Here is a 21,073-nt window from a genome sequence, read left to right as displayed (position 1 = left end):
TATTGTAACTATATCAACGCTATTACAACTTACTATCCTATCTATACAGCAAAAAATAACGCCTACTCTACACCCTTAGCTTTAAAGGATTATCTCGGATGCCATCTCGTGGCTACAAGTATGGTTATTTACTAGGCATGCTTATACCACTATGGCTACTAGTAGGCGTGGCTATAAGTGGCTATATTTATCCAAATTATAGCCACCTACATCAAGCTATGAGTGAGTTGGGTGCCGTAGGCTCTGCCACACAATTCATGTCGCCGCTAATAAACAATTACCCACTGGGTTTATTGTTTATCGCCTTTGGTATCGCTGTAATAAAAAGCTTTGCTCTATCAACCCTTGCTAAAACATCCGGAGTGCTCATCGTTGTACACGGCATAGCCAGTATTGCAGCGGGCTATTTCCCCTGTGACGCAGGCTGCCTACCGAAGCAAGCATCACTCTCGCAGCAATTACATAATACTGCAGGGCTAATCATGTTTTTAAGCCTGTTTATCGCCAATGCTCTGTGGCTATACTTAGGCCATACCCTATTAGCCAGCAAAGGCTTTATTATATTTTCATTACTTTGCCTAATTACAGCCATAGCCATGCTACCGTTAATGGCCAATGCCATAGCTACCGACCAACTATTCGGCCTATTTCAACGTATTAATTATGCCGCCTCGGCTTGCTGGCTAGCCGGTTTGGCTTACACCCTAAAACAACAAGCCTTTAGTGCCCATACAACACACTATGAATAAACCCTGCTCAACTACTGCGCCCAACAACGAACAAACATCTAAACTACTAACCCGTATTTTAGCGGAGCTGCCTGCCGATAAAGTGAGCATAGATCAGCTTATGGCGCAGTTTCAGCGCCGCTCTTTTGGCGGGGTGTTGTTATTATTAGCAGCTGTCAGCTTAATCCCTGGTGTTTCCATTTTTTCAGGGCTGGCTATGGCCATCATAGGGCTACAACTGCTGGCCGGGTTTAATACCCCCGCTTTCCCCTCGCTGATAAAACACTACAAGGTAAACAGTGACTTAGTCGCCAACATAGGTCATAAATGCTTACGGCACATAAGCAATATGGAGCACTATATAAAGCCTCGCTACCTGCGCTTAACCCTACCGCCGGTGCTCAATATCATAGGACTTATCATTTTCAGCCTAAGCCTAGTGGTTATGCTGCCGTTACCGTTTAGCAACCTGCCGCCTGCTATAGCCTTAATTATTTTATCTATGGGTTTGCTGGAGCGCGACGGTGTAGTCATAGTCGTAGGCTTACTGGCTGCCATTATCGCGTTAGCGGTGGGCTACATAATTGCGCTTATCGCTTTTGAGAGCCTGCTATTGTTTTTTAATTATGCCAGCCCTTAAAGGCAGCATTAAAATGCCTTCTGACTAAACTCAGCTAAGGTATAGAGTAAATCTTTTTAACTTGCAGGGAGTTGCGTGATGTTATTTGTATTACTGTTTATGGCCTTGGTATTAACGCTGATATATTGGGGCGTTAATCGCTATATCTGGCTAGCGGTTTTTATTACTGCCGCCGTAGTGCACAGCTTATGGTGGCCGCAGGCCAGCTGGTTGGGTTCGGCGTTTATGTGCCTGATCGCCGCCGCCGCGATTTTCTTGCTGGGCCTGCCACCGCTGCGTAAACAGTTTATTAGCCAGCCTATTTTTTCATGGGCCGGTAAAATCCTACCCGAGCTATCCAGCACCGAGCGCGAAGCGCTGGAAGCAGGCACCGTAGGCTGGGATGGCGAGCTGTTTAGTGGCGACCCTAACTGGCAGGCCTTTTTAGACACCCCCAAGCCCACCCTCAGTAGCGAAGAACAAGCTTTTATTGATGGCCCCACCGAGCAGCTCTGTAAGATGCTGGACGACTGGCGCATCACCCACGAGCATAAATGCTTGCCCGCCGACGTTTGGACCTTTATTAAAGAACAGGGGTTTTTGGGCATGATCATACCCCAATCCTACGGCGGCTTGGGTATGTCAGCCCTGGCGCACTCTACCGTGGTGATGAAGATTTCTACCCGTAGCATTACCGCCGCGGTCACCGTGATGGTGCCCAACTCCTTAGGCCCCGCCGAATTATTAATGGTGTACGGCACCGACGAGCAACGCCAACACTACCTACCTCGCCTAGCTAGTGGCGAAGACATACCCTGTTTTGGCCTCACCTCGGTGGAGGCAGGCTCCGATGCCGGCGCAATTATTGACCAAGGCATAGTCTGTAAACAAAGCTGGCAGGGTAAAGAGGATGTGCTGGGCTTAAAACTGAGCTGGAGCAAACGTTATATTACCCTAGCGCCTATAGCCACCGTATTAGGGCTGGCTTTTAAAGCCTACGACCCCGATCACCTACTAGGGGAAGTAACCGAGCTAGGGGTAACTTGCGCGTTAATCCCCACCGACATGCCCGGGGTAAACACCGGCAACCGTCACTGGCCTTTAGAGACGCCCTTTATGAATGGCCCCACCTCCGGCGAGGATGTGTTTATCCCGCTGGATTATATTATTGGCGGCCACAGCGGCATAGGCCGGGGCTGGTCTATGTTAATGAACTGCCTATCAGTAGGCCGCTCGGTATCACTACCAGCACTCAGCACCGGTGCCGGCAAGCTGGCCTGTTTAACCACTGGCGCCTACAGCCGTATACGTGAGCAATTTAATTCACCCATAGCCTATTTCGAAGGAGTGGAAGAAGCGCTAGCGCCTATCGCTGGCCTCACCTATTTAATGGACAGCGCGCGGGTATTAACCGTGAGCTTTGTCGACAACAAAGAAAAGCCCTCCGTTTTATCTGCCATTTTAAAATATCACAACACCGAAACCATGCGCCGCGTAATAGACCACGCCATGGACATACACGGCGGCCGTGGCATTATTTGTGGGCCACGCAATTATTTAGCCAATGCCTATAAGTCGGTGCCTATAAGCATCACCGTAGAAGGCGCTAATATACTCACCCGCAACCTGATGATTTTTGGCCAAGGTTCTATACGCTGTCACCCGTATTTATTACAGGAAATGCAGGCCATACAAAACGATAACAAAGAACTGGGGTTAATAACTTTTGATAAGGCCCTGTTTGCTCACTTAGGCCACGCCCTGCGCTTAAGCGTTCGCAGCGTATGGCTAGGGCTAAGCTGCGCCAAGCTGGTGATAGCACCGAAAAATGGCAGCGATGAGTGTAAGCCTTACTTTCAACAGCTCACTCGCTTATCCGCCAACTTTGCCTTTGTTAGCGACGTCACCTTGGCTTTATTGGGCGGTGAATTGAAATTTAAAGAGCGCACCTCGGCGCGCTTGGGGGACGGTTTAAGTTATTTATACCTGGCCTCCGCCATTTTAAAACGCTATCAGGATGACGGTCGCCCGGTAGAAGACCAACCATTGATGCACTGGTCTATGCAGTACTGCATCTATCAATTGCAGCAAGCCTTATTGGCAGTGTTAGCCAATTATCCGGTTAAAGGTTTAGGCGGCGTACTGCGCTGTAGCCTATTCCCCTACGGCCGCTGTTACTCACTACCCAGCGACGCTTTGGATAAACAAGCCGCAGCCATCTTGCTTGAACAAAGCGAAAGCCGCGATAGGCTGGTGGCAGGCGTTTACCGCAACGAAGACCCCAACGACCCGGTAGGCCGAGTAGAAAATGCCTTTAGTTTAACTTTGGCCTCGGCAGCCGCAGCCAAAAAAATTAAAAAAGCCATTAAAGCCGGTAAGCTAAGCCCGTCAAATGACAAAGCCACTCTGGCGCAGCAAGCGGCTGCCGCCAACATCATCTCAGCAGAAGAAGCGGCGCTTTATACACAGGCACAAGCTGCGGTGAACGATGCCATACAGGTAGATGATTTTGACAAAGACTTTTTTAAATAATCAAGACTAAAAAGGATGCGGCGTAAGTGGCGGTATTTTTTACTGCCACGGACTAGCCCTGATTAAGCACAAGCTAAACGAGTAATAATGATTAAATACCTTTGGCTATCTATTTTTTTTAGCGTATTAATTTGGTCGGGTATAAACCCTAAAGACAGCTACACCTGGCTACTTGAGGTGGCGCCCGCGTTAATAGGCTTAGTCATAATGGCAGCAAACTATCAAAGCTTTCGCCTAACCCCGCTACTCTACCTATTTATTTTGCTGCATTGCATGGTGTTAATGGTGGGCGGGCACTATACCTATGCCGAGGTACCGTGGTTTGATGGTCTGTTAGGGGCGGAAAGAAATAACTACGACAAAGTGGGCCACTTCTTTCAAGGCTTTGTGCCAGCATTAATCGCCAGAGAAATATTACTGCGTAAACAGGTCGTCAATGGCAAGGCTTGGCTAGTGTTAATCATTATTAGCCTGTGCTTAGCGTTTAGTGCTTTTTACGAACTGATAGAATGGTGGGTGGCGCTAGCCAGTGGTGGCAGTGCCGAAGCGTTTTTAGGTACCCAAGGCTATGTGTGGGATACCCAATCGGATATGGCCATGGCCTTAGTCGGGGCGATGTGTTTACTACTGTTATTTTCTAAGCTACACGACCAACAGTTAAAAGCTATACCCTAGATAACGCTAAAAAATCGTAAATATAAACGCGCATACACGCTTGCAATATGTTAATAATAGCCCCATATGCTGTACTAGCGTTTTGCGCATACCACTAACCTTTCATACGAGATGATCATGTTAAGAATTGCACTGTTTTTACTCACTAACATTGCTGTTGTGATAGTGGCGTCCATCACCCTAAGCCTATTAGGTGTAGGCCACTATTTAGAAGCCAATGGCAGCCTCAACCTCACTTCGCTGCTGATTTTCTGCTTGGTATTCGGCATGGCGGGTTCGTTTGTATCGCTGCTACTCTCTAAGTGGATGGCCAAGCGCGCTATGCGGGTGCAACTCATTACCCAGCCCCGCACGCAAGAGGAAAAATGGATTGTTGATACGGTGGCGCGGCTGGCTAAAAAAGCCGGCATAGGCATGCCCGAAGTGGGCATATTCCAATCCCCGCAATCCAATGCCTTTGCCACCGGCTGGAATAAAAACAACGCCTTAGTCGCCGTGTCTAGCGGCTTATTAAAACGTATGGGGCGCGATGAAGTTGAAGCCGTTATCGGCCATGAAATAGGCCACGTCGCTAATGGCGACATGGTAACGCTGGCGCTAATTCAAGGGGTAGTGAATGCCTTTGTGATGTTTTTTGCCCGTATCATCGGTCACTTTGTCGACCGCGTACTATTAAAAAACGAACGCGGCTATGGCATAGGCTATTACGTAACCACCATTGCTGCCGAAATAGTCTTGGCTATACTCGCCTCTGTGATAGTGGCTTGGTTTAGCCGCCGCCGTGAGTTTAGAGCCGATCAGGCTGGCGCCCATTTGGTCAGCCCCGCTGCTATGATTAGCGCTTTGGCTAGCTTAAAAGCAGAATACGAACAGCCCAGTGAAATGTCTGGCGAGTTGGTAGCCTTTGGCATACGCGGTGAAGGTAAAATGAATTTTGGCGCGCTGTTTGCCAGCCACCCGCCCTTAGACCAGCGCATAGCCGCACTGCAACAGCAGCATTCTTACTAAGCGCGTAAACGCGCAATAGCTTGCTCTAGGTTGCGCCTAGGGCAAGCAAAATTAATACGAGTAAATTGCGGCCAGCCAAAATCACTACCCGCCGAAGGCGCTAAGCCCTTAGCCATCATATAAGCCTGCACATCCGCCACCCCTAAGCCACTAGCATCTACCCAGGCCAAAAAAGTTGCCGCTGCCGGCTGGTAATCAAAGCCGTCTAGTTGCGAAAAAGCCTCAACCAAATAATCACGATTGCCGCGTAAGTAACTTAGCTGCGTTTCATACCAATCATCACATAGGGTAAACGCCGCAGCTGTTGCCAGTACCCCCATATTATTTGCCCACGGCACTATACCGGCAGCCGCTTGCTGAAAACGTCTACGCTGTTTTTTATCGGGGATAATGGCGAAGGCCGAGCTCAGCCCCGCCACATTAAAGGTTTTATTAGCCGCCATAATCGTAACGCTTTGCTCACCTATAGTCGGCAGACTGCCAGCGGGTATATGTTTTTCGTCGGGGTTGAGAATTAAGTCGCAGTGAATTTCATCGGAACACAGTGTGACATTATGCTTTAGGCAAATAGTTGCTATACGCTGCAATTCAGCCGCGGTTAATACTGAGCCACAGGGGTTCATGGGATTGCACAATAGCAACAAGCTACAATGTTGCTGCGCTGCCTGTCGTTCCAACTCATCAAAATCTAACACCCACCGGCCAGCTAGCGCCTGCGTTGTAACCGGGGCAAGCTCCCGCTGATGTAAGGCAGGGGCCAAGCGCAGGGGATTATAATTAGGCAGCTGCACCAGCACTTTGTCGCCGGGTTTTGAGTAGGCCAAGCAAGCGACATTGAATGCGCTCACCACACCAGGCAACCACACCAGCCAGTCGTCCTCTATAGACCAGCCGTGCTGACGTTGCAGCCAACTGCTTACTGCGGCATTGGCTGCAGGGTTAGCACCGGGCTTATGGTAACCATAAGCCGCTTGTGCCACCGCCTGCTGTAATACATCGACTATAGGCTGCGCGCATTTGAAATCGGAATCGGCCACCCACAGGGGCACTAGCGTATCGGGGTAGTGATTCCACTTCATCGCGCCGCTGCTTTTTCTATCGAACTGGCAGTCAAAATACTGGGCTATTAAGGCATCATTCATAGGGTTTAATTTATGTCCTATTGTTGTGCTAATGCTTTTGGCTTAATGCTTACAGCTTTTTCACTTTAAATTTACGGCCTTTAATTTTGCCATTGATTAAACGGCCCAAGGCTTTATCGGCCACGCTATTATCAACCGCGACATAGGCGGCATAATCTAATACATTGATTTTGCCTACTGCTTTACCGTCTATACCTGCCTCACCGGTTAACGCGCCCAAAATATCACCGGGGCGTACTTTTTGTTTGCGGCCACCGGCTATACACAAGGTGCTCATCGCAGCACTGAGGTCGGCCTGTTTATCTTCTACCTGCTCTATAGCATCAAAGGGGATTTTGCGTTGTTGAAATTCGCCTATGGCATCGAGCTTGTAACGTTCTGAGTCTACGCACAGGCTTATCGCCAAACCTTCTTTACCGGCGCGGCCGGTGCGGCCGACACGGTGCACATAAATAGCGGGGTCTCTAGGCAATTCTACGTTTATCACCATGGGCAGTTCATCGACATCCAAACCACGGGCGGCAACATCAGTGGCCACTAAAAAGCGACAGCTTTGTTGTTTGAATTGCACAAATACTTGATCTCTATCGCGCTGTTCCATATCGCCATGCAACGCCGCCGTACTCACACCTCTATCGTTGAGATATCGACATACATCGCGCACATATTGTTTGGTGTTACAAAACAATATGGCGGAGGCCGGCGCATAGTTGTTGAGGAGTTTATACACGGCCTCAAAACGCTGTGACTTGCCGCATAGGTAAAATTGCTGTTCGATAATTTCATCATCGTGATGGCTTTCTACACTCACCCGTTGTGGCTGATTTTGAAACTGCTTGCTTAGCTTTTCTATATCGTCGGGATAGGTGGCCGAAAACAATAGCGTTTGTCTATCACTAGGGGTTTGCGAGACTATGCCTTGTAAGTCATCCATAAAACCCATATCCAACATGCGATCGGCTTCGTCTAGCACTACGGTATTAACCCGTGAAAAATCCACCGTTTTTTTACGCAGGTGATCTTTAATACGCCCGGGGGTGCCGACGACGATATGCGCGCCATGCTCTAGCGAACCAATTTGCGGGCCTATCGATTGGCCGCCACATAAAGTGACCACTTTTATGTTTTGCTGATAGCGGGCAATTTTACGTATTTCATTGGCCACTTGCGTGCTTAGTTCACGGGTAGGGCAGAGTATTAAAGCCTGCACACCAAAATCACGGGGGTTAATTTTTAATAATAAGGGAATCGCAAAGGCAGCGGTTTTACCACTGCCGGTTTTGGCTTGCGCGATTAAGTCTTTACCGGCCAAGGCCAGCGGCAAGGCCGCTGCCTGTATATCACTCATGTAGTGATAGGCCATAGCCGTTAAGTTTTCTCGTAAGGCCTCCGGCAAATTGAGAGAAGAAAAACTTTGCGCGCCTTCAGTAGGATTAGTCAATTGTTTACACCAGAAATTTAGGCCATGGCCAGTACGTTTTTGACACAGTTATGTATGCCTTTGTAAGCCTCTAACACCGAACCTGCCAACATATAGGCCGGGGTAGTGACTAATTTGTTTTTGCTGTCGACTATGCTGTGCTCAACACCGCAGTCCACATGTTCGCCGCCCATGGCATTAATCGCGCCAGCCACTTCGGCATCATTACCTATGGTGCATTTAACACCGGCCCCAAAAATAGCGGCCGACAGGGTAGGCGTTATACACAGTAAGCCCACCGGTTTTTTAGCCGCGTGCATGGCTTGCGCTAAGCTAAGAAAATCGGCTTGTACGGTTAAGGACGTACCTTTTACCGCAAAATCTGATAAGTTTTTAGCGGCACCAAAGCCGCCAGGCACGATTAAGGCATCAAAATCATCGACCTTGGCCTCAGTCAAAGGCTGGACATTACCGCGAGTAATGCGCGCAGCCTCAACCAATACATTGCGCGTTTCGCCCTCGCTCACCTCACCGCTAAGATGATTCACAACATGCATTTGCGCCATATCGGGGGCAAAGCACTGATACGCGGCGCCTTCTTGCTCTAGGCTTAATAAGGTTAATACCGCTTCATTAATTTCGGCGCCATCATAAACGCCGCAACCGGCTAAGACTACTGCTACTTTTTTCATGCTGCTCCTACTAGAACTGTTGAGGTTAGAACTGTTTAGATTGCTGCTATTGATTGATTAGTGATTAACAACAGCCTGAGGCTGTGGTGGTGGACTGACAGCCACCTTTAGTTTGCGTGGCGGGTCGCTTAGTGGCGGCCGGCTGAGTAAAACAGCCTAGATTTTGCTCCTGCGCGGGAGTAATAGCTACAAAGTCATCGGCATGTGGCCCTAGCGCTATAAAATCGAAAGTGCGCTTGGATACCGCGATACGCTCACCTCTGGGGTAGCGATTGCCTAGGTCATCATACACTTCTTGGTAGGGGCCTTTATAGAGTACCGCCTGGCCGGCATCATACCGCTGTTCTTTGCTGGGTTTAACCGCCACCAAGGTAACCGAACGAAACTCTATGCCCGCAACAACCTGCCAAGGCTGCGCATCCCACTTATCGTAGGCGACGGCGACAAAGCCGGCATCGAGAAAGGCCTGTAAAAACTCTTGCTCTTGAAAAGCGCCAGAGATACAACCACTCCATAACTGTGGATCATCTTGTAGCACTGTAGGGACATACTCATCAGACACGATATCAGAAATGGCGACACGGCCACCGGGCGCTAACACTCTATAGATGCCTGCGATCATTTGCTGGCGATGCTGTTTATCGACCAAATTGAGTACGCAGTTGGATATCACCAAACTGACACTGTTATCGGCAATTAAGGGCTGCTGTTGGCATTGCTGTTGTTTATAAACCTCCAGCGACTGCAGGCCACTGGCATCATTAACCGGGTTGGCGTGCAGGTATTGGTTAAGCGCCGCTACGTCTAGAGCTAAATCTTGTATATAGCCTTTTTTAAAATCCACCCGCTGGCCGCCTATCTTACTGGCCATGTCATCTTGGTATTTACGCGCTAGGGCTAACATCTCATCGGTCATGTCCACGCCTATGACTTTGCCCTGTTCACCCACCAACTGGGCGGCCATATAGCAAATTTTACCGCCACCGGAACCTAGGTCTAAGACCACATCACCGGCTTGCACATAACGAGAGGGATCGCCGCAGCCATAATCCTTGTCGATAATTTCTTGCGGCAGTAGCTTTAATAAAGAGGCATCGTAATCAACCGGGCAGCACAGTGCTTCTTGACGCTGCTCGGCACCTTCGGCATAACGTTCACTCACACTTTGTTCAATTGACACAGCTTCTTCCTCTTTGCACCGATAGTGCCGTTTATGTAATCAGAACGTTCAACACCCGCATTCAGCAGTATAACAGTGGCCTTTGTTACCCGTTATCGTTTATCCTGCTCCGACCAAGTTTACGGCTTAATAATCAATAGTCATGTTAAATCAATGACTAACACTACCAGAATAATGCATCCCTGCTAAACTCGGTGAAAGAGACAATCCTCTCTATAGCCGCTATCACGGCAAACTAACACTAACCGAACTGCCGATGCTAAAAAATCTCGCCGATAATTTGAAAAACCCCATAGCCACTAAACTGCTGCTTATCTCCTTAAGCTGTGGTCTGATTGTGGCCGCCATTGGTATTAGCTTTCAGATATACCTTAATTACCGCAGCGACATTTCCGGTATTGAAAAGCGTATCGAGCAAATCCGTATCAGCACCCTACCCAGTATAGCCAAGAGCCTATGGAGCTTTGATGAGGAGCAACTCACGGTACAGGTAAAAGGCATCTTAGATGTAGAAGATGTTATTAACGTGGCCATTACCTGGAACGACTGGAACAACAGCGCCAAAACCCGCGAGCACAAACGCAGTGACTTATCCGACCAGGACTTTCAGCGCTTAGCGCAAAACGCCTATATCACCACCCACCCGCTGGTGTATCAAGATAGCGATACCGATACTCAGCAACTGGGCACTATAGAGATCACCACCTCTTTAACCGGGGTATACCAGCGCCTATGGCAACAAGCCTCCTTCACCGCCATGGTGCAAAGTCTGGGTATTATTGTGCTCACCACCATTATTTTATTAGCCATCAGGCGCTATCTTATTCGCCACCTTAATCAAATCACCCGTTACACCAGCACACTAAACTTGGATGAATTGGGCAATCCCCTAGTATTGAAAGATAAAAAAATACGCCACACGCCCGACGAAATCGATAATGTGGTCAACGCTATCAATCAAATGCGCAACACATTACTCAACGATATAACGCAGCGTCGACGTATTGAAAACGACTTGCTAATAGAAAAAGACGCCAAGCTACAATCACAGCGCGAAACGCAGGTTGCAGCCGCTGCCAGCCAGGCTAAAGGCCAGTTTTTGGCCACTATGAGCCACGAAATACGAACCCCCATGAACGGCGTCATCGGCATGGTGGAATTGCTACAAGACACTGACCTAACGGCAAGCCAAAAACACTATTTGGATATTATCTATAGATCCGGCCAAACCCTCATAGAGATTATTAACGACATCCTCGACTATTCAAAAATTGAAGCGGGCAAAATGACCCTGGAACAAACTAGCTTTAACCTTGAGGAGTTAGCCGAGGATTGCATACAATTGTTTGGCGCCACCGCCAGCAAAAATAACCTAGATTTAATTGGCAGCGTCAGCCCCACTACCCCTCTGCGCATTAAAGGCGACCCTACCCGACTACGGCAAATACTGATTAATTTATTAGGCAATGCTTTTAAGTTTACCCGTACCGGCCATGTCGCCCTAGAAATTCAACGTGAAAAGAACAGCCCTATAGATCATCCGCTGATTCGCTTTTCAGTAAAAGACACAGGGATAGGCATCAAGCCCGACATACTGCATCATTTGTTTGACTCCTTTAATCAAGCCGACAACTCTACCACCCGTAAATACGGCGGTACCGGGCTGGGCTTAGCCATATGCAAACAATTAACCGAGCTAATGGGCGGCACTATAGGTGTGGAAAGTACGGTTAATCAAGGCTCTACCTTTTGGTTTACCGCGCAATTCACCCTCTGCGATGATATTGCCGACTCACCCTCCCATGACATTGCTATCAGCACCGCGCTTACCGGCAAGCGCCTGTTGATTGTGGAAGACAATGAATATTTCTGCTCGGTTATGTATCACCATAGTTTAAGCTGGGGCATGAACACGCAAACTAGGCCTTACGGCGCTGGCGTAGTAGACCTACTTAGCGATGCTGCCGCCAAGGGCAAGCCCTTTGACTTTATTGCCCTAGATCTTATTCTGCCAGATATGAACGGCCTGGAGCTTGCCGCTCAAATACGGGCGGTGGATACACTAAAGAACACGCCGATATTTATTGTCACCGCCAGTGACGAAACCATTACTGAACAAAAACTGAAAGCGCTCGATATCTATAAAGTCATACGCAAGCCCATTACCCCCTCCACACTTAAACTCAGTTTGGCGCAGTGTCTGGGTAAAATACCCGCCGTGCACGACCACGACCGCTTTAACCGAAAACTAGCGCTAGTGGAAGGTGTTAGGGTACTGGCTGCCGAAGACAATAGTGTCAATCGCATAGTCATTAAAGGGCTACTAGGTAAATTTGGGATAGAACCGGTTTTTGTAGAAAACGGCAAACAAGCGGTAGACCTCATCTGCCAGCCAGAACAAGCCTTTGATATTGTATTTATGGATTGCGACATGCCTGTTATGGACGGCTTTGACGCCACCCGCCACATACGCCAGTTTGAAGAACTTCATCAACTAGAGCCCTGCCGCATAGTAGCGCTCACCGCTCACGCCTTGCAGGAACACCGCATTGCCGTCAGCAATGCCGGCATGGATGATTATTTAGCCAAACCGGTAAGCCTAGCCGACTTAGCTAGCGCCTTCCAGCGCGCTAAGTTGCTCAAACTCTAACCCAGCACGCGTAAACCAAACCCTATCGCCGCTAAGCTATCGCTCTCCTGCGCCAGCTCTGCGGCGGTAAGTGGCTTATTGGCTAGCCAACCATCGGGGAAGGTCAAGCGCAGGCCATCGTCACCCACCGGCTCCACCCCAAACTGCGGTAAAACCTCTACCGGGTCTAAGTGTTTAAGCAGCACCGTTAAACGCAAAATCACCGCCACGCAGCGCAGCCTACGCTTGCTATCGGCGGGCCAGTCCAGCTTGGCATATATGGCCGCAGGGAATTTACGCCTGTGGGCGCGCACCAGCAGCGCTAGCCCTTGTTGCTCGCCTCGGGAAAACCCCGCCAAATCCGCATGGCGTATTAAGTATTCGCCATGCTTATGAAAATGGCTGTGGGATACCGCTAAACCTATTTCATGTAAACGCGCAGCCCACACTAATAAGCGACGGTCGGGATGCGCCTGTAGCGCCCAGCCCGCCGCCACCTTATCAAACATATTCAGGGCAAACTCCTCTACGGCCTTGGCCCGACTGGTATCAACATCGTAGCGCCGCTCCAGCGCCTGCACGCTGTGCTCCCTAACATCGGCCTGCTCGCTGCGGCCCAGCTGGTCGTACAGCACGCCCTCGCGCAAGGCGCCATCGGACAGGCTCATACGTTGTATATTTAAGGCATCAAATAAAGCCATAGTAATGGCCAAGCCCGAGGCAAATACCTGCCGCCTATCTTCTTTTAAGCCCTGAAAAGACACCTCATCTAAATGCTCATAGGTGAGCAGCATTTCTAATAGTGGCACTAGATTTTCGTGATCTATGCCGCTTTTAGAAAAATCATACTGAATTAACACCTGCTCTATGGCCAGCAGGGTGCCTGATGCGCCTATGCACTTTTGCCAGCGCCCCAAGTATTGGCCGCGCACCTTAAGTAGTTCACGGTAGGCGGCGTTATAGGCCTCTTGAAAACCCTCACGGGTAATTTTACCCTCAGGGAAATACTGTAAATAAGAGACGCAGCCCATATGTAAGCTTTCGGTAAGCAGCGACTGAAAACGCTGCCCCAGTACCACTTCAGTGCTGCCCCCGCCTATATCAATGACCAGCCGTTGCTCAGCATCATCAGCCAAGCTATGAGCCACCCCTAAATACATCAGTCGCGCCTCTTCCCGGCCAGCAATGGTCTCTATAGAGCAACCTAAAATCGCCTCCGCCGGCGCGATAAAATCACGGGCATTTTTAGCCGCACGTACAGCATTGGTAGCCACGACCCTAAGCGACAACTGGGGCCAGGCCTCTAGGCGTTGCTGCAAACGCTGCAAACAGGCCAAGCCACGGACAATGGCATCCTCCGCCAACATGCCTGCCGACATACCTGCCGCCAGCTGCACCTTGTCACCTATGCGCGCTATAGGGCGCAACTCACCTTGATAATACTTGGCGATGACCATATGAAAGCTGTTGGAGCCTATATCTATGGCCGCGAATAAGGCACCATCTTCTGTATACTGTTTTTTCATAACCATAGATTCTAGATTACTTAGTCCATTATTACTGCTTCATAGCACACATAGTGCTACTTAATAGACCCTATTAATTGGGTTTCGATATACACAGCAACAATGCTAAGATGGGCTCCCTTTTTATTAGCCCTTTTTATTGTTAACCGATCTTTAATAAATGGAGATATCCATGAGCGACAACATTATCCACGTAACTGACGCCAGCTTTGAAGCCGACGTCCTAAATTCTGAGCTGCCCGTACTAGTAGATTTTTGGGCTGAGTGGTGTGGCCCCTGCAAAATGATCGCTCCTGTTTTAGAAGAAATTGCCGGCGACTATGCAGGCAAACTGAGAATTTGCAAAATCGATGTTGATGCCAACAAAGAAACCGCCCCCAAATTTGGCATACGCGGCATTCCCACGTTAATCATCTTTAAAAACGGCGCAGCCGAATCTACTAAAGTCGGCGCACTATCTAAAGCCCAGCTTACGGAATTTATAGACGCAGCGCTTTAAGCCGCATAGACCGTCAGCCCCATGCCCGCCTAAAACCATAAAAAGTGTAAATGGGGCTGGACGCTTTGCAATTTCAGTGTTAGATTAAAAAGTAGCTGCATGTCCTGTAGCTATTTCACCAATCTTATCTAAGAATCAGAATTATAACTCCAAAACACTCAGGTATGACGCGCCCGCGTCCATCATTTGACGTTTCTATTCCATTCACCGCAAATACAATCTTATGAATTTAACCGACTTAAAAACCAAACCTACCCAAGAACTATTAGACATTGCCAAAGAAATTGGCTTAGACAGCATCGCCCGCTCTCGCAAACAAGACATCATCTTCTCTATTTTAAAACGTCACGCCAAAAGCGGTGAAGATATCTACGGCGATGGTGTATTAGAGATACTACAAGATGGCTTTGGTTTCTTGCGCTCAGCCGACTGCTCTTACTTAGCGGGGCCCGACGATATTTATGTCTCCCCCAGCCAGATACGCCGCTTTAACTTACGCACCGGCGACACCATCTCTGGCAAGATACGCCCCCCCAAAGACGGCGAACGCTATTTTGCCCTACTCAAAGTTAACGACGTTAACTACACCGAGCCAGGCAAATCGAAAAATAAAGTCTTATTTGAAAACCTTACCCCCCTATTCCCCAATGAGCGCATGCACCTTGAAGCAGGTAATGGCTCTACCGAAGATTTAACCGGTCGCATCATCGACTTAACCGCCCCCATAGGTAAAGGTGCGCGCGGCTTAATCGTAGCACCACCGAAAGCCGGTAAAACCATCATGATGCAAAATATTGCGCAAAGCATAGTGCGCAATAATCCCGAATGTTATGTCATCGTGTTACTTATTGATGAGCGCCCAGAAGAAGTTACCGATATGCAGCGCTCCGTACTGCAAGCCGAAGTGGTCGCCTCAACCTTTGATGAGCCGCCTACACGCCACGTGCAAGTGGCCGAAATGGTTATAGAAAAAGCCAAACGTTTGGTTGAGCACAAAAAAGACGTGGTCATATTATTAGATTCTATTACTCGTCTAGCGCGCGCCTACAACACTATTATCCCTTCATCGGGCAAAGTGTTAACCGGTGGTGTAGACGCCCACGCCCTAGAGCGCCCCAAGCGTTTCTTTGGTGCGGCTCGTAATATTGAAGAAGGCGGCAGCCTTACTATTATCGCCACCGCGCTAGTCGATACTGGCTCTAAAATGGATGAAGTTATCTACGAAGAGTTTAAGGGTACCGGTAATATGGAGCTGCACTTAGATCGCAAGATTGCTGAAAAACGAGTATACCCTGCTATTAATATTCGCCGCTCCGGCACCCGCCGCGAAGAGTTATTAACCGGTGAAGAAGAGCTACAACGCATGTGGATACTGCGTAAGCTTTTACACGGCATGGAAGATACCGCAGCGGTTGAATTCTTGTTAGATAGGCTTAAAAACTCTAAGACTAACGACGAATTCTTCCTGTCGATGAAAAGAAAATAGCAATCAGTCCCTAGTCTCTAGTTCCTAGTCGCCAGTGTTAGCATTCACGCCTAGCGACTAGAGACTCTCAACTAGAGACCCCCCGTTAATGAAATATAAAGATCTTCGCGACTTTATAAACTCGCTAGAGCAACAAGGCGAGTTAGTTCGCATCAGCGAACCTGTAGACCCCCACTTAGAAATGACCGAAATTTGCGACCGCGTATTGCGCAAAGGTGGCCCGGCCATTTTATTTGAAAACCCCATAGGTTTTAATACACCGGTATTAGCCAATTTATTTGGCACCGAGCATCGTGTCGCCTTAGGGATGGGTCAAGAAAATATTAGCAAACTGCGGGAAGTGGGTGAACTGCTAGCCTATTTACGCCAACCCGACCCCCCCAAAGGCTTAAAAGACGCCTGGCAAAAAATGCCTGTGTTAAAGCAGGTGCTAAACATGGCACCTAAAGAATTAAGCAATGCCCCCTGCCAGTTTCACGTTAAAGAAGGCGAGGCCGTAGACTTAGGCCAACTGCCTATACAAACCTGCTGGCCCGGCGATGCCGGCCCGTTAATTACCTGGCCCTTAGTCATCACCCGTGGCCCCGAGAAAGAACGGCAGAACCTAGGCATTTATCGCATGCAGGTCATCGCCAAAAATAAACTCATTATGCGCTGGTTATCCCATCGTGGCGGCGCTTTAGACTTCCAAGAATTTAAAGCGAAAAATCCCGGTAAAAACTATCCGGTTTCTGTCGCCTTAGGAGCCGACCCCGCCACGATTTTAGGCGCGGTCACCCCCGTGCCCGACAGTTTGAGCGAGTATGCCTTTGCCGGTTTATTACGCGGCAGCAAAACCGAAGTGGTTAAATCCATTAGCAATGACCTACAGGTGCCCGCCAGCGCTGAATTTATTTTAGAGGGTTATATCGCTCCCGGTGAAATGGCCGAGGAAGGCCCCTTTGGTGACCACACGGGTTACTACAATGAAGTGGATAGCTTTCCGGTAATGACGGTTACCCATATCACTCATCGCGAAGATCCCATTTACCACAGCACCTACACCGGCCGGCCACCCGACGAGCCCGCCATTTTAGGCTTAGCGCTGAACGAAGTCTTTATACCGATATTACAAAAACAATTTCCAGAAATTGTCGATTTCTATCTGCCCCCCGAGGGCTGCTCCTATCGCCTGGCGGTAGTCACTATGAAAAAGCAATACGCCGGTCACGCTAAGCGAGTGATGATGGGGGTGTGGTCTTTTCTACGGCAGTTTATGTACACCAAGTTTGTTATCGTCACCGACGACGACATTAACGCCCGCGACTGGAATGATGTTATTTGGGCTATGACCACACGTATGGATCCCAAACGCGACTGCATGTTTATAGAAGACTCGCCCATAGACTATTTAGATTTTGCCTCACCGGTTTCAGGCCTAGGCTCAAAAATTGGTATGGATGCAACCAACAAATGGCCGGGGGAAACCACTCGTGAATGGGGCACACCCATAGCCATGAGCGACGAAGTAAAACAACGCGTAGACGAACTTTGGGAGACTCTAGGTCTCTAATTTATAGTCATTAGTCTCTAGCGCACTGAATTTTTTCTAGCGACTAGAGACTACCCACTAGCGACTCATTACTATGCTACTGCTACCGCCATTATCCCTATACATACACATCCCCTGGTGCGTGCGTAAATGCCCTTACTGTGATTTTAACTCGCACACCTCTGAGCAAGCTTTACCCGAAGCGGAATACGTCGACGCCCTGCTGGCAGATTTGGATTTTCAATTAGCTGCCGTGCAAGGCCGCGAGCTGTATTCTATTTTTATAGGCGGCGGCACACCTAGTTTATTTTCAGCCCAAGCCATTAATCGCATACTCGAGGGTGTCGCACAACGTATCCCCTTTGCCAAAGATATAGAAATCACCTTAGAGGCCAACCCAGGCACCTTTGAACAAGAAAAGTTTCAAGGTTATAGAGCCGCAGGGGTTAACCGCTTATCTATAGGTGTGCAAAGTTTTAATGATCAGCATTTAAAAAACCTGGGGCGCATACACGGTGGCGATGAAGCTTTATTGGCTGCCGGTAAAGCACAGGCTGCCGGCTTTGATAATTTTAATATTGATTTAATGCACGGCCTTAGCCAGCAAAGCCCCGAGCAGGCACTGGCCGATTTGCAACAGGCCATAGACTTAGGTGCTGTCCATATTTCTTGGTATCAGCTCACCATAGAACCCAACACCGCCTTTTATAAGTCGCCACCTATCATCCCCAATGATGATCAGCTAGCCGATATACAGCAAGCCGGTGAAGCGCTATTAGCACAACACGGCTTTCAACATTATGAAGTCTCTGCCTTTAGCCGAAATAATAAAAGCTCTAAGCACAACAGCAATTATTGGCAGTTTGGCGACTACCTAGGCATAGGCGCAGGCGCGCACGGTAAAATCACCGACCTCAAACAACAACAAATTAAACGCCAGTGGCAAACCCGCAGCCCCGCCGATTATTTAAACAAGCAGCAGGATTATTCAGCCGGCTCACGCCTACTCAGTCACGAAGAGCTGCCATTAGAATTTATTATGAACGCCTTGCGCCTACATCAGGGCTTTACTATAGAACTGTTTCAACAACACACAGGCTTGGACTATACCTGCCTAGAAAACACTATAACCGCACTACAGCACAGACAACTTCTACAGCGCGATAATGACCGTATTAGCACCACCGAACTAGGCCGCCGTTTTTTAAACGATGTGCTCGCCGCTTTTTAATGGTGCAATGGGTATAGCCCAATCTCTGAGCTATGCTAAAATAGCTCTTTTTTTTTTGCTCACCATCTTGAGGCCAACTATGCCGAAATATCGTTCTAAAACCTCCACCAGTGGCCGTAATATGGCTGGCGCCCGCGCGTTATGGCGCGCTACCGGCATGAAAGATGACGATTTTCAGAAGCCTATTATTGCTATTGCCAATTCGTTTACCCAATTTGTACCCGGCCATGTACATCTAAAAGATATGGGGCAGTTAGTCGCCCGTGAAGTCGAAAAGGCCGGTGGTGTCGCCAAAGAATTTAATACCATAGCGGTGGATGATGGTATCGCCATGGGCCACGATGGCATGCTATACAGCCTGCCGTCGCGCGATCTGATTGCCGATAGCGTTGAATACATGGTTAACGCCCACTGCGCCGACGCCCTAGTGTGTATTTCTAACTGCGACAAAATCACCCCGGGAATGATGATGGCTGCCATGCGCCTTAACATCCCCGTGGTATTTGTTACCGGCGGGCCTATGGAAGCGGGTAAAACCAAATTAGCCGACCAGAAACTGGACCTAGTTGACGCCATGGTCATTGCCGTTGATGACAGCGCCAGCGATGAGAAAGTTGACGAATACGAGCGCAGCGCCTGCCCTACCTGCGGTTCTTGCTCAGGCATGTTTACCGCCAACTCCATGAACTGTTTGGCTGAGGCTTTAGGCTTGGCACTACCGGGTAACGGTACCGTGGTAGCAACCCACTCCGACCGCGAGCAATTATTTAAGCGCGCCGGCCACTTAATTGTCGAGATTTCTAAGCGCTATTATGAACAAGACGATGAAAGTGTGTTGCCCCGTAATATTGGCAATTTTAAAGCGTTTGAAAACTGCATAACCCTTGATATTTGCATGGGTGGCTCAACCAACACCATCTTACATTTACTCGCTATCGCCCAAGAAGCTGAAATTGATTTCACTCTGGAGGATATAGACCGACTCTCTAAAACCGTTCCTCAACTATGTAAGGTTGCCCCTAACACCCCTGAATACCACGTTGAAGACGTCCATCGTGCCGGCGGCATTATGGCTATTTTAGGTGAGCTGGACCGCGCAGGGGTACTGCATACCGAGTTACCCACCGTGCACAGCGCCACCATGGCTGAGGCTTTGGATACCTGGGATATTATGCGCAACCCTAGCGAAGCCGTGCGCACGTTTTTTAAAGCCGGCCCTGCAGGCATACCTACCCAAACCGCTTTCAGCCAATCCACCCGCTGGCCCAGCTTAGATACCGACCGTATCTCGGGATGTATACGCTCCATAGAACACGCCTTTAGCCTAGAAGGTGGCCTAGCGGTGCTAAAAGGCAATATTGCCTTAGACGGCTGCGTAGTGAAAACTGCTGGTGTTGATGACTCTATCTTAGTATTTGAAGGCAGTGCTCACGTCACCGAATCACAAGATGAAGCGGTGCAAAACATACTCGACGATAAAGTTAAAGCCGGCGATATTGTTATTGTGCGCTATGAAGGCCCCAAGGGCGGCCCGGGCATGCAAGAGATGCTCTACCCCACTTCTTATATCAAATCAAAAGGCCTGGGCAAGGCCTGTGCCTTATTAACCGATGGCCGTTTTTCTGGCGGTACCTCTGGTCTTTCTATAGGTCACGTTTCCCCAGAAGCTGCCTCAGGCGGAGCCATAGGATTAGTGCGCAACGGCGATAAGATCCTCATCGACATACCCAACCGCAGCATCAATGTACTGCTCAGCGACGAAGAATTAGCCGCACGCAGGGTCGAGCAAGATGCCTTAGGCTGGAAGCCCGTCAAAGAGCGCCCACGCAAAGTAAGCACTGCACTGAAAGCCTATGCATTACTGGCCACCAGTGCGGATAAAGGGGCGGTTAGGGATGTATCGATGCTTAAGTGAGCCTGCCATGGCAGGCAGCTGTATGATGTGACCCCAAAAAAACGGACACCTTTCAAATGAAGTAATTGAGAGGTGTTTATGCAATACAAACCCAATAAACGATACACGGAGGCTTTTCGGCTCGAAGCCGTCCGGCGTTCTATTGAAACCCCTGGTACGCTGGCTCAGCTTGCGGTTGATCTAGACATTAACATCGGTCTACTGCATCGTTGGCGTAGAATTTATCTATCTGACAATAACATGCTGGTAGCCTCCTTGAA

General features: G+C 49.0%; 17 protein-coding genes. 12 read left to right on the top strand and 5 right to left on the bottom strand.

Annotated elements, in window-relative coordinates:
* Positions 1-98: 98 nt before the first annotated feature.
* The 5 genes from B067_RS0118210 (at position 99) to htpX (ending at position 5,562) form a co-directional block, all read left to right on the top strand.
* Positions 99-749, top strand: a complete 651-nt coding sequence (locus B067_RS0118210) for a DUF998 domain-containing protein (RefSeq protein ID WP_019531532.1) — start codon at positions 99-101, stop codon at positions 747-749.
* Positions 742-1,368: an exopolysaccharide biosynthesis protein gene (locus tag B067_RS20955; protein ID WP_019531531.1), complete on the top strand. Its 627-nt coding sequence runs from the start codon at positions 742-744 to the stop codon at positions 1,366-1,368. The genes B067_RS0118210 and B067_RS20955 overlap by 8 nt, the downstream gene beginning before the upstream one ends.
* 78 nt (positions 1,369-1,446) lie before the next feature.
* Complete coding sequence (locus tag B067_RS0118200) at positions 1,447-3,879, top strand: acyl-CoA dehydrogenase (protein WP_019531530.1); 2,433 nt, start codon at positions 1,447-1,449, stop codon at positions 3,877-3,879.
* A gap of 87 nt (positions 3,880-3,966) precedes the next feature.
* The gene (locus B067_RS0118195; protein WP_019531529.1) at positions 3,967-4,554 is read left to right on the top strand and encodes a DUF2238 domain-containing protein; all 588 of its coding nucleotides are present in this window, start codon (positions 3,967-3,969) and stop codon (positions 4,552-4,554) included.
* Positions 4,555-4,671: 117 nt separating this feature from the next.
* The gene (gene htpX / locus B067_RS0118190) at positions 4,672-5,562 is read left to right on the top strand and encodes a protease HtpX (RefSeq protein ID WP_026244773.1); all 891 of its coding nucleotides are present in this window, start codon (positions 4,672-4,674) and stop codon (positions 5,560-5,562) included.
* Here the strand turns inward: htpX and B067_RS0118185 are convergent.
* The 4 genes from B067_RS0118185 to B067_RS20950 all read right to left on the bottom strand — a co-directional run bounded on the left by B067_RS0118185 (position 5,559) and on the right by B067_RS20950 (position 9,996).
* On the bottom strand, positions 5,559-6,704 hold the full coding sequence (locus tag B067_RS0118185; protein WP_019531527.1) for a MalY/PatB family protein: 1,146 nt from the start codon (positions 6,702-6,704) through the stop codon (positions 5,559-5,561). The two genes, htpX and B067_RS0118185, sit on opposite strands and share 4 nt — an antisense overlap.
* A gap of 49 nt (positions 6,705-6,753) precedes the next feature.
* Positions 6,754-8,067, bottom strand: a complete 1,314-nt coding sequence (gene dbpA, locus B067_RS0118180; RefSeq protein ID WP_019531526.1) for an ATP-dependent RNA helicase DbpA — start codon at positions 8,065-8,067, stop codon at positions 6,754-6,756.
* 95 nt (positions 8,068-8,162) lie between these two features.
* On the bottom strand, positions 8,163-8,816 hold the full coding sequence (gene elbB, locus B067_RS0118175) for an isoprenoid biosynthesis glyoxalase ElbB (RefSeq protein ID WP_019531525.1): 654 nt from the start codon (positions 8,814-8,816) through the stop codon (positions 8,163-8,165).
* Positions 8,817-8,880: 64 nt separating this feature from the next.
* On the bottom strand, positions 8,881-9,996 hold the full coding sequence (locus B067_RS20950; protein ID WP_019531524.1) for a methyltransferase domain-containing protein: 1,116 nt from the start codon (positions 9,994-9,996) through the stop codon (positions 8,881-8,883).
* A gap of 256 nt (positions 9,997-10,252) precedes the next feature.
* Between B067_RS20950 and B067_RS0118165 the strand changes: the two genes are divergently transcribed.
* On the top strand, positions 10,253-12,646 hold the full coding sequence (locus B067_RS0118165; protein WP_019531523.1) for a hybrid sensor histidine kinase/response regulator: 2,394 nt from the start codon (positions 10,253-10,255) through the stop codon (positions 12,644-12,646).
* Here B067_RS0118165 and B067_RS20945 read toward each other — a convergent pair.
* Positions 12,643-14,151 (bottom strand): Ppx/GppA phosphatase family protein, encoded by a 1,509-nt coding sequence (locus B067_RS20945; RefSeq protein ID WP_083921469.1) that lies wholly within the window; start codon positions 14,149-14,151, stop codon positions 12,643-12,645. The genes B067_RS0118165 and B067_RS20945 overlap by 4 nt on opposite strands.
* 172 nt (positions 14,152-14,323) lie before the next feature.
* Here B067_RS20945 and trxA point away from each other — a divergent pair, with 172 nt between their 5' ends.
* The 6 genes from trxA to B067_RS0118130 all read left to right on the top strand — a co-directional run.
* Positions 14,324-14,650: a thioredoxin TrxA gene (trxA, locus tag B067_RS0118155; RefSeq protein WP_019531521.1), complete on the top strand. Its 327-nt coding sequence runs from the start codon at positions 14,324-14,326 to the stop codon at positions 14,648-14,650.
* Positions 14,651-14,873: 223 nt separating this feature from the next.
* Positions 14,874-16,136 (top strand): transcription termination factor Rho, encoded by a 1,263-nt coding sequence (gene rho, locus B067_RS0118150; protein WP_019531520.1) that lies wholly within the window; start codon positions 14,874-14,876, stop codon positions 16,134-16,136.
* A gap of 88 nt (positions 16,137-16,224) precedes the next feature.
* Complete coding sequence (ubiD, locus tag B067_RS0118145; protein ID WP_019531519.1) at positions 16,225-17,688, top strand: 4-hydroxy-3-polyprenylbenzoate decarboxylase; 1,464 nt, start codon at positions 16,225-16,227, stop codon at positions 17,686-17,688.
* 73 nt (positions 17,689-17,761) lie between these two features.
* Positions 17,762-18,898, top strand: a complete 1,137-nt coding sequence (gene hemW, locus B067_RS0118140; RefSeq protein ID WP_019531518.1) for a radical SAM family heme chaperone HemW — start codon at positions 17,762-17,764, stop codon at positions 18,896-18,898.
* A 79-nt stretch (positions 18,899-18,977) separates the two neighbouring features.
* Positions 18,978-20,813, top strand: coding sequence for a dihydroxy-acid dehydratase (ilvD, locus tag B067_RS0118135; protein ID WP_026244769.1), 1,836 nt, complete (start codon positions 18,978-18,980; stop codon positions 20,811-20,813).
* Positions 20,814-20,891: 78 nt separating this feature from the next.
* The coding region (locus B067_RS0118130) for a transposase (protein ID WP_019531516.1) at positions 20,892-21,073 on the top strand (182 nt) is incomplete at its 3' end.

This window comes from Dasania marina DSM 21967 (assembly GCF_000373485.1).
In the GTDB taxonomy this organism is placed as follows: domain Bacteria; phylum Pseudomonadota; class Gammaproteobacteria; order Pseudomonadales; family Dasaniaceae; genus Dasania; species Dasania marina.
This window is presented reverse-complemented; position numbering and strand designations above follow the sequence as displayed.